This window comes from Bacillus stercoris (assembly GCF_029772985.1).
GTDB lineage: Bacteria > Bacillota > Bacilli > Bacillales > Bacillaceae > Bacillus > Bacillus stercoris.
In genome coordinates, this window is the sequence record NZ_CP121861.1 from 2695499 (window position 1) to 2709788 (window position 14290).

Consider the following 14290-nt stretch of genomic DNA (forward strand, 5'->3'; position numbering starts at 1 on the left):
CCTCATCACCTCGTCTCGTCTTGACGCTCCTTCGCGCGAAGCTGACCGCAGGCTGCGTCAATATCATGTCCTTGCTCTCTTCGGATTGTGACATTTACTCCACGGGATTTCAATGTTTTTTCAAAAGCGAAAATCTGATCACGCGGTGTGCGCACATAGTCCCGTTCAGGCACGTAGTTTACCGGAATCAAGTTCACGTGGCATTTGACTCCTTCCAGCAAGTCGGCAAGCTCTTCGGCGTGTTCCACCTGGTCGTTTACGCCTCCAAACAGACCGTATTCAAAGCTGATGCGACGTCCCGTTTTATTAATATAATATTTAACGGCTTCCATGAGATCAGGCAGTTTATAGGCTCTGTTAATCGGCATCAAACGGCTTCTGATTTCTGTGTTCGGCGCGTGTAGAGAAATTGCAAAGTTAATCTGCATTTTCTGATCAGCAAATTCGTAAATTTTCGGGATGATTCCGCTCGTAGAGACCGTAATATGGCGAGCACCGATATTCAGGCCCTTGTCATGGTTAATGATTTTCAAGAAAGCGAGCATTTCGTTAAAGTTATCAAAAGGTTCACCGATTCCCATGATCACGACAGAGCTGACGCGTTCATCCGTTTCATCAAGAGCTTTTTGCACTTTAACTACTTGAGCGACAATTTCACCTGCTTCAAGGTTTCGTTTTAAGCCTCCAAGCGTTGACGCGCAGAATGTGCAGCCAATACGGCAGCCGACTTGTGTCGTTACACATACAGAATTGCCATACTCGTGTCTCATTAAAACGGTTTCGATGGTATAACCGTCATGAAGCTCAAACAAAAACTTCATCGTACCGTCTTGAGAGGTTTGTTTAACAGCCGTTTTCAGCGTTGTTAACACAAAGTGAGTGTTTAATTTCTCACGCAGATCCTTTGACAGGTTTGTCATTTCTTCAAAAGAAGATACGCGTTTTTCATATAGCCATTCAAAGATCTGAGCTGCCCGGAACGGTTTCTCCCCGTTGTCTGTCAGCCATTGTTTGATTTCATCTAATTCAAAAGAATAAATAGACGGACGCTCTGTCCGCAACTCTTTTCTTACTTTTGTTTTATTAAGTTCTGCCATTGCTTATCCCTTCTTTCTCATGCTGCAAATAAAGAAACCATCTGTTCCGAAATAATGAGGAAGGATTTGCAGCCTTCCATCCCGAACAAAGGGTCTCGCCTTTTCGGGCAGCCGCTTTTCAAGAGACAAATCGGGTTCAAAATCAGGATGTTCTTGTATAAACGCATGTATTACTTCATCATTTTCTGTCCGGTCCATTGTACACGTACTGTAGACAAGAGTGCCACCTTTTTTTACTAATGGTGCGATTTCCCTCAGGATCGACAGCTGGATTTCAGCTAGACGCGCGCTGTCATCAGGCTTTTTCGTGTATTTCATATCCGGTTTTCTTCTGATAACGCCGAAACCAGAGCACGGGGCATCAACCAATATCCGGTCAAACTGTTCGTTTTCAAACGTTTCCCCTGCTCTTCTTGCATCCATTGTCTCCGCATGAATAATTGTCAGGCCAAGACGGTCTGCCGCTTCTTTGATCAGCTTCACTTTATGTTTGTGAAGATCAAGCGACGTAACGCTCCCCTCGTTCTTCATTAATTCTGCGATATGAGCCGATTTGCCGCCAGGCGCCGCACACGCGTCAAGCACTGTTTCATCAGGCTTAGGATCAAGGGCTCGGGCGACGAGCATGGAGCTCTCATCCTGGATGGATACTTCGCCGTTTCGGAAGAAATGAGTTCCGGCAATTGATCCCTTTAAGAGCTTCACAGCATCCTCAGCGAGATCGCCTTTTTCAACTTCGATTCCCTCAGCAGCCATTTGATCAAGCAGCTCAGCTCTGTCTGCTTTCATTTGATTGACACGCAGCGTTTGCTTCGGCGGTATGAGGTGGATACGGCAAATCTTTTCAGCCGCGTCAAACCCATACGCATCCGCCCACTCTTTCACAAGCCATTCCGGATGGCTTGTTTCTGTCGCCAGCCGACGTACAGGATCTTCGATGGCGTCAAAGGATGGAACACCTTCGCGCTGGATAGAACGAAGCACGCCATTGACAAAAGAAGCAATGCCTTTGTGTCCGCGGATTTTAGCAATCTCAACCGCTTCATGGATGGCTGCCCTATCTGGAATCTTCTCCAAATATTCCATTTGATATAAGGATAGGCGAAGAAGCTGAATCACCCACGGCTTTACTTTTTGAGGCTTATTGATAAACGGTTTAAGCATATAATCAAGCGCGATTTTGTTTTGTAATGTACCATAGACAAGTTCAGTCAAAAGCCCTCTGTCCTGATCACTCAGTTCATTTGATTTAATGACCGATTTCAGCAGCAGGTTGCTGTATGCCTGGTTTTGTTCTAATTTGATCAGCGCTTCAAGGGCGATGTCACGAACACTAGTTTTTTTCATTATTTACTCCTAACACATCTCCGGCTTCAACATGAGCGCCCCGCACAAAGTCCTCGCCTTTCATGCGTTTTTTGCCGGCCGGCTGAAGCTCAGTTAATAACAGGGCCGTATCATTACCTGTGGAAACGATAATCCCTTCCTTTTCAACTGCAACGACTGTGCCAGGCTCAGCTGTTGTTGGTGCTGGTGTTTTTTTCGACGCCCACACTTTCAAGTTTTGTCCGTTTAGAGTTGTATAAGCAACAGGCCATGGATTTAATCCGCGGATCTGGTTGTAAAGCTCTTCGCCCGTTCTGGACCAGTCGAGCAGTTCTTGCTCTCTTTTGATATTAGGCGCGTACGTCGCTTGCTCTTCATCCTGCTTTTCGGGTGATATGCTGCCGGCAATGACGTTTGGAACTGTCTCAGACAAGAGCTTCGCGCCAGCAACGCTTAATTTATCGTGCAGCGTTCCGACATTATCGGTTTCTTCAATGTCCACTTCCACTTTTGAGATCATGTCCCCGGCATCCAATTTTTCTACCATATACATAATGGTAACCCCGGTTTTCTTCTTTCCCTGCAAAATAGAGTAATGGATCGGAGCCCCGCCGCGCAGTTCCGGCAAAAGAGACGCGTGAACGTTAATGCAGCCGTATTTCGGGCTGTCGAGAAGCTCCTTAGGCAAAATTTGTCCGAATGCCGCCGTTACAATAAGGTCAGGCTTTAATGCCAGCACTTTTTCAATCTCTTCTTTCAATCTGACTTTTTCCGGCTGAAGAACCGGGATGCCGTGACGCAATGCCTCTTCCTTGACCGGAGGAGGTGTCATCACTTTTTTTCTGCCTTTCGGACGGTCCGGCTGTGTGACGACCCCCACTACTTCATATCCGTCCTCAATCAGGGTTCTTAAAACAGGAACTGAAAAATCCGGCGTCCCCATAAATACGATTCTCGTCATCAAATCATCCTTCCATATCCGCTAGTTCATCTTCTGTATAGTATTTACTTATTTTAGATGTAAACAGCACACCGTCTAAGTGGTCCATCTCGTGCTGCACGGCTCTCGCCAAAAAGCCTCGCGCTTCCAGAATGAACGGTTTTCCCTGACGGTTAAACGCACGCACTTTGACATAATCAGCACGTGTGACATCACCATAGACGCCAGGAAAGCTCAGGCATCCTTCAATTCCGGTTTGCTCACCGCTTTTCTCTAAAATTTCAGGATTAACGAGATCAATTCTGCCTCTGTCATCCCCGATATCTACGACAGCCACTCTTTTTAAGATGCCGATTTGCGGCGCTGCCAGTCCGACTCCATCCATTTCAAGCATGGTGTCGTACATATCATCAAGCAGTTTTCTTAGCTTTTTATCAAAAACAGTCACGCTTTCCGTCGGTGTTTCCAAAACCTCCGCCGGATGTGTGACGACCTTTTTTACTGCCAATTTGTTACCCTCCAAGACGTGAGATCTTACATCATCATATAAGGATTCATATCAATTGAAATCATTACATGCTTTTGTTCAATTTCGCGTTTATAATGTTCCAGTATCTTCTTCAATAAAGCGGATAACTGGGTTTCCTGTTTGTATTTTATCACGCATTGATAGCGATATCTATCTTTGATCCTGGCTATCGGCGACGCGCTTGGCCCGAGAATTTTCGTGTCAGCTCCGCAGTTTGCTTTCAAAAAATGAGCGATTTTTTCAGCTGTAACCGCTGCTTTCGCCACTTCCTCATGAGAAACCGTCACAAGAGCCAAAAAGTAGTAGGGCGGATAGGATTGCTCTCTCCTGTGCGCCATTTCATGCTGATAGAACGTTTCATAATCATGCGTTTTCGTCAGCTGGATACTGTAGTGAGACGGTGTATACGTTTGAATGGTGACATGGCCGGGCTTTTCATGCCTGCCTGCCCGGCCGCTGACTTGCGTTAACAGCTGAAATGTTTTTTCAGCCGATCTGAAATCAGGAATATGAAGTGTTGTATCGGCACTTAACACTCCAACAAGCGTGACATTCGGAAAATCAAGCCCTTTCGCGATCATTTGCGTTCCGAGAAGAATATCCGCTTTTCCTTCTCCGAAAGCTGACAGTAGTTTTTCATGGGCGCCTTTCCTTGATGTCGTATCAACATCCATCCGAATCACTCTCGCATTTGGCAGCACTTTTGTCAGCTCTTCCTCCACTCGCTGTGTTCCCGTTCCGAAAAAGCGGATATGCTCGCTTGCGCATTCAGGACAAGTATGCGGAACAGGCTCTTCATGTCCGCAATAATGACATTTCAGCCTTTGGCCGTAACGATGATACGTCATGGAAATGTCGCAGTGCGGACATTGCGGGACATAGCCGCAATCCCTGCACATCACAAAGGAAGAATAGCCTCTTTTATTTAAAAACAGCACCGCCTGCTCACCCTTGGCAATCGTTTCTTCAAGCTTTTCCATCAATTCAACAGAAAACATCGAGCGATTGCCGCTTCGAAGCTCCTCTCTCATATCGACAAGCGAAACCTCAGGCATCACTTGATGGTTAACGCGGTGCTTCAGTGAGAGAAGCTCGTACACGCCCTTTTGCGCCCGTGCATATGACTCTAATGTCGGCGTAGCACTCCCTAATACAACCGGGCAGCTGTGATGCTCAGCACGCTTGATTGCCACCTCTTTCGCGTGATAGCGCGGCATTTCTTCCTGTTTATAAGAAGACTCGTGCTCTTCATCGATGATAATCATTCCGAGATTTTCAAACGGAGCAAAAATTGCGGATCTGGCACCGACGACAAGCCGTACTTCCTTCCGGTGGATTTTACGCCACTCGTCATATTTTTCCCCTGTGGATAAACCGCTGTGCATGACTGCCACCTTGGAGCCGAAGCGGCCCTTAAAGCGATTGACCATTTGCGGAGTCAGCGATATTTCCGGTACGAGGACGATGGCTTCTTTTCCTTTCGCCAGTACTTTTTCAATTGATTGCAGATAAATTTCCGTTTTTCCGCTGCCTGTCACGCCGTGAAGGAGGAACACTTTATGCTCATCCTTATCCAATGTCTCGCGTATGGGCTCAAAGGCAGCTCTCTGTTCGTCTGTCAGCGGCAGCGGCTCTGTTTTTTTGAACATTTTATCCTGATAGGGATCTCTGTAGACCTCTTCATAGCTTTCCCTCAAAAGCCCTTTTTGGATAAGGGTTTTGATGGTCGCAGAGCTCGCGTCCGTTCTTTTGCACAAGTCCGCCGCAGGGATTTTCACACCTTCTGGCTCAGAGATGAAAAAGTGAAGAATCGCCTGCTGCTTGGCTGCTTGACGGGACAATCCCTCAGCCTGCTTAGCAAGCTCTTCTTTACTCGCATTTGCCTGAATATGCCTCACCATTTTTTTATTTGTTTTTTGCGCGACTTTATAGGTCACGTCTATGCTCCCTTTTTGAACATGCTTTTGAATCAGTTTCAACGTATTATGATCGGGTATATCTGAATACAGCAGCGTCTTTGTTTCAGAAAACAGCCGCTCCACTTGCGGCTGAAGCTCAGCTCCGTTTGCAATTTTTAATTCTTTTTCATATTTTGCCTTTAATGCGGCAGGCAGCATTGCTTGAAGTGCCGTTATTTTAAAAGACAGCGTTTTGTCGGACAGCCATGATGACAGATCCATAAGCTCCTCTGTCAGAACAGGTGTAAGATCTAATAAATCCTCTACTTCCTTGACAGATTTCCCCGATAGGTCAGATTCTTCTTTGACTGCTGTTACAAACCCCTGAATCTTACGGGGGCCAAACGGAACAATGACCCGCATCCCCGTTTTGATCATACCCTTGAGATGGTCTGGGATTTTGTAATCAAAAGGCCTGTCTATATTTTTGGTGCTGACATCCACGATGACCTCTGCAAAATTCATGTTCTTTCTCCGGTTTGTTTTGAGAGGGCTGCGATCTCCTGAAGAATTTCAAACGAAACATCGAGCTTAGACATGATCGGAAGTTCGCGTTTATGCCCGTCTTTGAAAAAGATTGTCACAATATTCGTATCAGCACCAAAACCGGCCCCATTTGCTTTCACATCATTTGCCACAATCATATCAAGATTTTTGGCAGCGAGCTTTTTACGTGCATAGTGTTCAATGTCTTGTGTTTCAGCGGCAAATCCGACTAAAATCTGCTCTTTCTTTTTCTCGCCCAATTCTTTCAAAATATCGACCGTTCTTTTCAGTTCTAAGGTCATACCGCCGTCTTGTTTTTTCATTTTATGGTCAAATACTGTTTTTGGCGTAAAATCGGCTACCGCAGCTGTTTTGATGACAATATCGCTTGCTTCATACACGGAGAGCACAGCTTCGTGCATATCCGCAGCCGATTGAACAGGGATAAACTGAGCAAGTCCTTTGGGCTGATCAAGTGAAACAGGCCCAGAAATTAAAGTTACCCGTGCACCAAGCCGGACTGCAGCCTCCGCTAATGCGTAGCCCATTTTGCCCGTCGATTTATTGGTGAAAAACCGGACAGGATCAACCGCTTCCCGTGTTGGGCCGGCTGTAATGACCACACGTTTGCCTTCTAAAGGGGCGGATGATTCATCAGCAAAATGTTTTTCGGCCAGTTTTACGATATTTTCAGGCTCTTCCAATCTTCCTTTTCCGACGTAACCGCATGCTAAATAGCCCTCACTCGGCTCAATAAAACGATAACCGTCCTGATACAATACAGAAATATTTCGTTTGACTGCCGGGTGGTCATACATATGAACGTTCATCGCCGGCGCGATCCAAACGGGAGCCGTCGCTGCCAACAATGTTGTCGTCAGCATATCATCAGCGATGCCGTTAGCCAGTTTTCCAATCACATTAGCCGTAGCCGGCGCCACGATAATCAAGTCAGCCCAGTCTGCGGCGTCAATATGAGAAATGACGCTTGGATTTTGTTCTTTAAATGTATCTGTATAAACTTCGTGGCGGCTCAATGCCTGAAATGTCAGCGGTGAAACGAATCGGCAAGCTGATTCAGTCATAATCACTTTCACATTTGCTCCTGCCTGAACCAGCTTGCTCGTTAACGCACAGGCTTTATAAACAGCGATGCCTCCGCTCACGCAAAGTAACACATTTCGATTGTTAAGCAATGAATTCTCCCCCTCTGCACTTTACAAAACCGCACGGAAAAAAATAACAACCTACATGATATAGGTTGCTACTTGTGCTACTATTCGCGGTCTTCCTTTTCAAACGAAAGCAGGCCTGCATCAATTTCTTCTAAAGCTTTGCCTACATATTTGTGTGAAATCGTATGTTCAATCATTTGGTCTTTTTTGATTTGCATTTCACGGGCACGTCTCGCAGAAACAGTCACGAGCGTGTATTTGGAATCTAATTTATTCATTAAAGAATCAATTGACGGATCTAACATTGATTATTCAACCTCCAGCATTTTCTTATATCTTGGTGCAACACGTTCACGCTTCAAATGTTCAGCAAGAACGATTGCTTTGATTTTATCGCAAGCCGTTTCTACATTATCGTTTTCAACAACATAATCATAAGCATCCATCATTTCAATCTCAGCTTTTGCGGCTTTCATTCGATTTTCAATCAGAGCGTCTGTTTCTGTGCCTCGTGTCACGATTCTGTTCTTCAGTTCAGAAAGGCTTGGAGGCGCAAGGAAAATAAACAGGCCTTCCGGGAAAGCATTTCTCACTTGAAGAGCCCCTTGGACTTCAATTTCTAAAAAGACGTCTTTTCCATCTTGAAGCGTCTGTTCAACATAATCGACAGGCGTGCCGTAATAATTGCCGACATACTCAGCCCATTCAAGCAGCTTGTTGTCCGCAATCATTTGCTCGAATTCGTCTCTTGTTTTGAAAAAATAATCGACTCCGTTCACTTCGCCCTCTCTTGGACTTCTAGTGGTTACTGAAATCGAATATTCAAATTTTGTGTCTTCCTGCGAAAAAATCGCTTGCCGAACCGTTCCTTTACCAACTCCTGAGGGACCTGAGAGAACGATTAATAACCCTCTTTCTTTCATGCGGCAATTATCCCTGCCCTTCATCCATAATTTCTTCTTTAACAGAAAGTCTGTGTGCAACTGTCTCAGGCTGGACGGCAGATAAGATAATGTGATCACTATCCATGACGACAACTGCACGGGTTCTTCGTCCGTATGTAGCGTCAATTAGCATTCCGCGGTCTCTTGCATCCTGGATCATCCGTTTGATTGGCGCAGACTCCGGGCTGACAATCGAAATCATCCGATTGGCGGAGATTATATTGCCAAATCCGATATTAATCAGTTTAATCGTCATCTTCTACGTTCCCCCTGTAAAATAGACGTCTCTAGTTTAGCCTAGTAAGACCGTCTGTAAACAATACGCACAGTCACTATTCTATATTTTGCACTTGTTCTTTTATTTTTTCAATAGAACTTTTCATTTCAACGACAAGCTTTGTGATCTGATGATCATTTGCTTTTGAGCCGATCGTATTTGCTTCCCGATTGAGCTCCTGAACGAGAAAGTCGAGTTTGCGCCCGACAGCTCCGCCACTAGCTAATATATCACGAAACTGGGCGAAGTGGCTCTTCAGCCTGGTAATCTCTTCAGTAATATCAGAGCGGTCTGCAAAAATAGCGCATTCTGTTACAAGCCGGCTCTCGTCTAATACATCTTCAGTCCATTCTTTGATTCTGGCGTACAGCCGTTCTCGGTAACGAGATACGACATCTGCAGCAAGCAATTCAGTTTCTCTCACCAGCTCATCAAGCTGATCAATATGCATCAGGCAGTCTTTCGCTAAGAGCAGCCCCTCTTTTTCACGCATTTCACAGAGGCCTTTTACCGCTTCCTCTGCAGCATCGGTGATCAATGCCTCCAGCTTGTCATTTTGCGTCTGTTCTTCATGAACCTGGACGACGTGATCAAGCTTAAAGAAATCCATCACATCGGGCTCAGCAGTCAATTGATACCGCTTCTTCATATCTCTCGCAGCTGCGACAAACTCATCGAGCAGCGGCCAATCAATCTCAAGCTTTTTCTCAACAAGCATATCACTGTCAACAGATACGAAAAGCTCAATTCTTCCGCGCTGGATATGCTGCAGAATGGTCTGTTTCAGCTTATCTTCAAAATATAGCAAAGGCCTTGGCAAACGAGCGTTCACTTCTTTAAATCTGTAGTTCACAGATTTAAGTTCTACGCTTACAGAGAGATCATCTTGTGTTTTGCTTGCACTGCCGAAGCCTGTCATACTTCGTATCATTTTAAAACACCCAATTCTTCCCTGTTCTCATAATAAAAGGGCAATAGACATGCTATTCCCCCTAAGATTATATCATATGGATTTATTTTTTTCTTGTTAAAAGTGACCCCGCCAGCAAAAAAGTAGGGATGGCGGACATACCGATGACGAGCATCCAGTCTCCCGGGGTGATGGCTACGGTATGGAAAATCGGCTGAAGCGGCGGATAGTAGATCACGACAAGCATCAGCAAAATGGATGACAATACCGCACCGATTAAATACAGGTTTTGAAACGGATTTCTGGAGAAAACAGAAGTCTCGCTTCGACAGTCAAAAACGTGAATAAGCTGAGCCAGCACCAATGTTGCAAATGCGATCGTCTGGGCATAAGCCAAATTTTCCGGATTGCGGTGGTACACAATGATAAACGCTAAAATAGTGGCAGCTCCGATTAAAAATCCTCTGGAGACGACCTTCCACCCTAGCTTGCGGGCAAATACCCCTTCTTTCGGATGACGGGGCTTGCGCTTCATTACGTCTCCTTCTGGCTGATCCATGCCGAGCGCCATTGCCGGCAATCCGTCCGTCACCAAGTTGACCCACAAAATCTGAATCGGAACAAGCGGCAAAGGAAGGGCGAGGAGCATCGCAAACAGCATGACAAGGATTTCTCCTACATTAGAAGCCAACAGGTATCTAATAAACTTTCTGATATTTTCGTAGATGTTCCTGCCTTCTTTTATCGCTGATTTAATCGTCGCAAAATTATCATCCACGAGCACAAGAGATGACGCTTCTTTAGCTACATCTGTCCCGGTAATGCCCATAGAGACGCCGATATCAGCTTGTTTAATGGCAGGGGCATCATTGACGCCGTCTCCCGTCATCGCCACGATATGCCCGTTCTCCTGATAGGCTTTTACAATTTTCAGTTTATGCTCAGGAGAAACGCGGGCAAATACATACACATCCTCCACTACATTAGAAAGCTCTTCTTGAGAAAGTTCATTCAGCATTTTCCCGTCCATAATTTTTCCGCTTTTCGGAAGGAGGCGCAGATCTTTCGCTATCGCTTTAGCGGTCTCCACATGATCACCTGTAATCATGACGGTCTTAATTCCCGCTTCACGGCACTCTTTAATCGCCTGTCTGACTTCCGGTCGCGGCGGGTCAATGATACCTGAAAGGCCGAGCATCGTCAGATCTTTTTCCGCCTGCTCCATTGACGGTGTTTCGCCTGCTTTTATCGGCCTGTAGGCGACCGCTATCGTTCTGAGCGCCTGAGATGCCAAATGTCTTAATACCGCCTCTGTTTCTGCTCTTCTTTCATTTGAAAAAAGAGCGGCTGAGCCGTCATAATAAATACGGGAAGATCGCTGCATCAGTACATCCGGTGCACCTTTTGTAATGATATAGCGCTTTCTGTCCTGATCCTCTACGATGACAGTCATCATTTTCCGTGCAGAATCAAACGGAAATTCTTCAATCACCCTGTAGTTTGATTCAACAAACTCCTTTGAAAAACCGCCTTTTCTTGCCGCGGTGAGCAGCGCTCCCTCTGTCGGATCTCCGTCAAGCACATATTCGCCGTCTCTTTTTTCAATATTGGAGTTGTTACAGAGCGCCCCGAACAGAAGCATCTGCTGAAGGGGCTTATGTTCATTGATACTGACCTCTTTTTCGTTCAGTGTGAAGCTTCCTTTCGGTTCATACCCGGCCCCTGTCACTCTCCATGTTTTCCCTCCGGACCAGACATGTGTCACAGTCATTTTGTTTTGGGTCATTGTCCCTGTTTTATCTGAACAAATGATAGACGCACACCCAAGCGTTTCAACAGCAGGAAGCTTTCTAACAATGGATTTTTGTTTAATCATCCGCTGTACACCAAGCGAGAGCGCCACGGTGACAATCGCTGGCAGCCCCTCTGGAATGGCGGCTACCGCTAATGAGACACCCGCTAAAAACATGCTGTACAGATCATGACCCTGAATAACACCGACAGCAACAACAAGAACGGTCAGAAGCAATGCAACAACAATCAAAATCTTCCCGAGCTGCTCCAGTCTTCTTTGCAGCGGGGTTGACAGCGTCCCTGCCGATTCAAGCATGTCAGCAATTTTCCCCATTGCCGTATTCATCCCTGTCCCGACGACAACCCCGACACCGCTGCCGCGGGTTACAATCGTTCCCATAAATGCCATATTGGTAATATCGCCAAGTGAAACATCCGGTTTTTTCAGTTTATCAGCGTGCTTCACAACCGGGATTGATTCCCCGGTGAGCGCTGATTCTTCTATTTCAAGGCTTCTCGCTTCAACAATTCGAACGTCCGCACCAATCCTGTCCCCGCTCGTAAATTTCACAATATCCCCCGGCACAAGTTCCTTAGAAGGAATCTTTGCCCAGCTTCCTTCCCTGAGTGCCATGACATGCGGTGTTGAAAGCTCTTTTAAAGCTTGAAGAGATTGCTCAGCTCGCCTTTCTTGAAAGAAACCGAGTATGCCATTCACAAACACAATCGCAATAATCGCAACCGCATCTACATATTCACCAAGAAATCCCGAGATTAACGTTGCCGCCAGAAGCACAAGCACCATAAAATCTTTGAACTGCGCGAAAAACAAGAGAAGCGCTGACGTTTTTTTCCCTTCTTGCAGCTCGTTTGGCCCATGCTTGTCAAGGCGTTTTTTCACTTCTTTTTCTGTTAATCCTTGTTTCATGGACGTATTGGTTGCCTCTAGTAAATCTGTTTGTCCCATTTCATGAAACTTCATTCCGCTCGTCCACTCCCCTGCTCTCTTATAGAGATATCACTCTATAAGCATGCTTATTCTGACTCGTCCCATTTCATGCTATAATTATCGAATGCAGGAAGAATGAGAGGGTGTATTGCATATGTCGTTTGATGGCATGTTTACATACGGAATGACACACGAACTTAACGAGAAAATAATGGGCGGACGAATTACAAAAGTCCATCAGCCATATAAGCACGATGTGATTTTCCACATCCGTGCCAAGGGAAAAAACCAAAAACTATTATTATCGGCACATCCGAGCTATTCACGGGTGCATATCACGACACAAACTTATGAAAATCCAAGCGAACCACCAATGTTTTGCATGCTGCTGAGAAAGCATATCGAAGGCGGATTCATTGAGAAAATCGAACAAGCGGGCTTAGACCGCATTATGATTTTTCATATCAAAAGCCGAAACGAAATTGGCGATGAAACCGTACGAAAGCTTTATGTAGAAATTATGGGCCGCCACAGCAATATTATTTTGACCGACGCTGCAGAAAATGTGATCATCGACGGACTTAAGCATTTATCGCCGTCAATGAACAGCTACCGTACAGTACTGCCCGGCCAAGATTATAAGCTTCCGCCTGCCCAGGACAAAATATCACCGCTTGAGGCGTCAGAAGATGATATTTTGCGTCACCTCAGTTTTCAAGAAGGACGGCTTGATAAACAAATTGTCGACCACTTTTCAGGGGTGTCTCCGCTTTTCGCCAAAGAAGCGGTTCACAGAGCTGGCCTCGCCAACAAAATCACACTGCCAAAAGCATTACTGGCACTGTTTGCCGAAGTAAAAGAGCACCGTTTCATTCCCAACATTACGACTGTTAACGGAAAGGAATATTTTTATCTGCTGGAGCTGACTCATCTAAAAGGCGAAGCGCGCCGTTTTGATTCATTAAGCGACCTGCTCGACCGTTTTTATTTCGGAAAAGCTGAACGAGACCGGGTCAAACAGCAGGCTCAAGATCTTGAGCGGTTTGTTGTCAACGAACGGAAGAAAAATGCCAACAAAATCAAAAAATTAGAGAAAACACTGGAGTATTCGGAAAATGCGAAGGAATTCCAGCTTTACGGGGAGCTTTTAACTGCTAATTTATATATGCTGAAAAAAGGTGATAAACAGGCTGAGGTCATCAACTATTATGATGAAGAAAGCCCGACGATCACGATTCCTTTAAACCCGAACAAAACACCTTCCGAAAACGCCCAGGCCTACTTCACGAAGTATCAGAAAGCGAAAAATTCGGTCGCGGTTGTAGAGGAGCAAATCAGGCTGGCACAGGAAGAGATCGAATACTTCGATCAGCTGATTCAGCAGCTTTCCTCCGCTTCTCCCCGGGATATCAGTGAAATCAGGGAAGAGCTTGTGGAGGGTAAATATTTACGCCCTAAGCAGCAAAAAGGCCAGAAAAAGCAAAAAACGCACAACCCGGTGTTAGAAACATACGAATCCTCCTCAGGACTGACGATTTTAGTGGGTAAGAATAATCGCCAAAATGAATATTTAACGACAAGAGCGGCTGCCAGAGATGATATTTGGCTTCACACGAAGGACATTCCTGGCTCCCACGTTGTGATCAGAAGCAGCGAACCGGATGAGCAAACAATCATTGAAGCCGCGACAATTGCAGCTTATTTTTCAAAAGCTAAAGATTCAAGCTCCGTGCCTGTAGATTATACAAAAATCAGGCATGTCAAAAAACCGAACGGCGCGAAACCCGGTTTCGTCACCTATGACAGCCAGCATACCGTCTTTGTCACGCCAGATGCTGATACTGTCATCAAGCTAAAAAAAAGCTGATCCACATAAAGAAAAGCCAGAGCCTTTGTATGCTCTGG

The 14290-nt window shown here is 45.6% G+C and carries 12 protein-coding genes; 1 reads left to right on the forward strand and 11 read right to left on the reverse strand.

The window, feature by feature from the left end; all coding sequences use genetic code 11:
- Positions 1–5: 5 nt before the first annotated feature.
- The 11 genes from rlmN to QA442_RS14065 form a co-directional block, all read right to left on the reverse strand.
- Positions 6–1097, reverse strand: a complete 1092-nt coding sequence (rlmN, locus tag QA442_RS14015; protein ID WP_014663932.1) for a dual-specificity RNA methyltransferase RlmN — start codon at positions 1095–1097, stop codon at positions 6–8.
- 3 nt (positions 1098–1100) lie between these two features.
- Positions 1101–2444 carry a 16S rRNA (cytosine(967)-C(5))-methyltransferase RsmB gene (gene rsmB, locus QA442_RS14020; RefSeq protein WP_095431287.1) on the reverse strand — a complete coding sequence of 448 codons (1344 nt, stop codon included), beginning with the start codon at positions 2442–2444 and terminating at the stop codon, positions 1101–1103.
- On the reverse strand, positions 2431–3384 hold the full coding sequence (gene fmt, locus QA442_RS14025) for a methionyl-tRNA formyltransferase (RefSeq protein ID WP_095431286.1): 954 nt from the start codon (positions 3382–3384) through the stop codon (positions 2431–2433). The genes rsmB and fmt overlap by 14 nt, the downstream gene beginning before the upstream one ends.
- A gap of 4 nt (positions 3385–3388) precedes the next feature.
- The gene (gene def / locus QA442_RS14030) at positions 3389–3871 is read right to left on the reverse strand and encodes a peptide deformylase (protein WP_040083192.1); all 483 of its coding nucleotides are present in this window, start codon (positions 3869–3871) and stop codon (positions 3389–3391) included.
- 26 nt (positions 3872–3897) lie between these two features.
- Complete coding sequence (gene priA, locus QA442_RS14035; RefSeq protein ID WP_095431285.1) at positions 3898–6315, reverse strand: primosomal protein N'; 2418 nt, start codon at positions 6313–6315, stop codon at positions 3898–3900.
- Positions 6312–7532, reverse strand: a complete 1221-nt coding sequence (gene coaBC / locus QA442_RS14040) for a bifunctional phosphopantothenoylcysteine decarboxylase/phosphopantothenate--cysteine ligase CoaBC (protein WP_095431284.1) — start codon at positions 7530–7532, stop codon at positions 6312–6314. The genes priA and coaBC overlap by 4 nt, the downstream gene beginning before the upstream one ends.
- 80 nt (positions 7533–7612) lie before the next feature.
- Entirely contained in the window at positions 7613–7816 is a 204-nt protein-coding gene (gene rpoZ, locus QA442_RS14045) for a DNA-directed RNA polymerase subunit omega (protein ID WP_003221520.1), read from the reverse strand.
- 3 nt (positions 7817–7819) lie between these two features.
- Positions 7820–8434, reverse strand: coding sequence for a guanylate kinase (gene gmk, locus QA442_RS14050; RefSeq protein ID WP_003232083.1), 615 nt, complete (start codon positions 8432–8434; stop codon positions 7820–7822).
- A gap of 7 nt (positions 8435–8441) precedes the next feature.
- Positions 8442–8711 (reverse strand): extracellular matrix/biofilm regulator RemA, encoded by a 270-nt coding sequence (remA, locus tag QA442_RS14055; protein ID WP_003154355.1) that lies wholly within the window; start codon positions 8709–8711, stop codon positions 8442–8444.
- A 76-nt stretch (positions 8712–8787) separates the two neighbouring features.
- On the reverse strand, positions 8788–9663 hold the full coding sequence (locus QA442_RS14060; protein WP_095431283.1) for a YicC/YloC family endoribonuclease: 876 nt from the start codon (positions 9661–9663) through the stop codon (positions 8788–8790).
- An 82-nt stretch (positions 9664–9745) separates the two neighbouring features.
- Entirely contained in the window at positions 9746–12418 is a 2673-nt protein-coding gene (locus tag QA442_RS14065; RefSeq protein WP_095431282.1) for a calcium-translocating P-type ATPase, SERCA-type, read from the reverse strand.
- A 121-nt stretch (positions 12419–12539) separates the two neighbouring features.
- On the opposite strand from QA442_RS14065, the gene rqcH reads away from it, so the two are divergent.
- Complete coding sequence (gene rqcH, locus QA442_RS14070) at positions 12540–14252, forward strand: tRNA modification protein RqcH (RefSeq protein ID WP_176465930.1); 1713 nt, start codon at positions 12540–12542, stop codon at positions 14250–14252.
- The last annotated feature ends 38 nt before the right edge of the window (positions 14253–14290 follow it).

Coding starts and splice junctions, on each gene's coding strand:
- rqcH (WP_176465930.1), top strand. CDS start 12,540: ATGTCGTTTGATGGCATGTTTACATACGGAATGACACACGAACTTAAC.
- priA (WP_095431285.1), bottom strand. CDS start 6,315: ATGAATTTTGCAGAGGTCATCGTGGATGTCAGCACCAAAAATATAGAC.
- fmt (WP_095431286.1), bottom strand. CDS start 3,384: ATGACGAGAATCGTATTTATGGGGACGCCGGATTTTTCAGTTCCTGTT.
- rpoZ (WP_003221520.1), bottom strand. CDS start 7,816: ATGTTAGATCCGTCAATTGATTCTTTAATGAATAAATTAGATTCCAAA.
- gmk (WP_003232083.1), bottom strand. CDS start 8,434: ATGAAAGAAAGAGGGTTATTAATCGTTCTCTCAGGTCCCTCAGGAGTT.
- QA442_RS14060 (WP_095431283.1), bottom strand. CDS start 9,663: ATGATACGAAGTATGACAGGCTTCGGCAGTGCAAGCAAAACACAAGAT.
- rlmN (WP_014663932.1), bottom strand. CDS start 1,097: ATGGCAGAACTTAATAAAACAAAAGTAAGAAAAGAGTTGCGGACAGAG.
- rsmB (WP_095431287.1), bottom strand. CDS start 2,444: ATGAAAAAAACTAGTGTTCGTGACATCGCCCTTGAAGCGCTGATCAAA.
- remA (WP_003154355.1), bottom strand. CDS start 8,711: ATGACGATTAAACTGATTAATATCGGATTTGGCAATATAATCTCCGCC.
- QA442_RS14065 (WP_095431282.1), bottom strand. CDS start 12,418: ATGAAGTTTCATGAAATGGGACAAACAGATTTACTAGAGGCAACCAAT.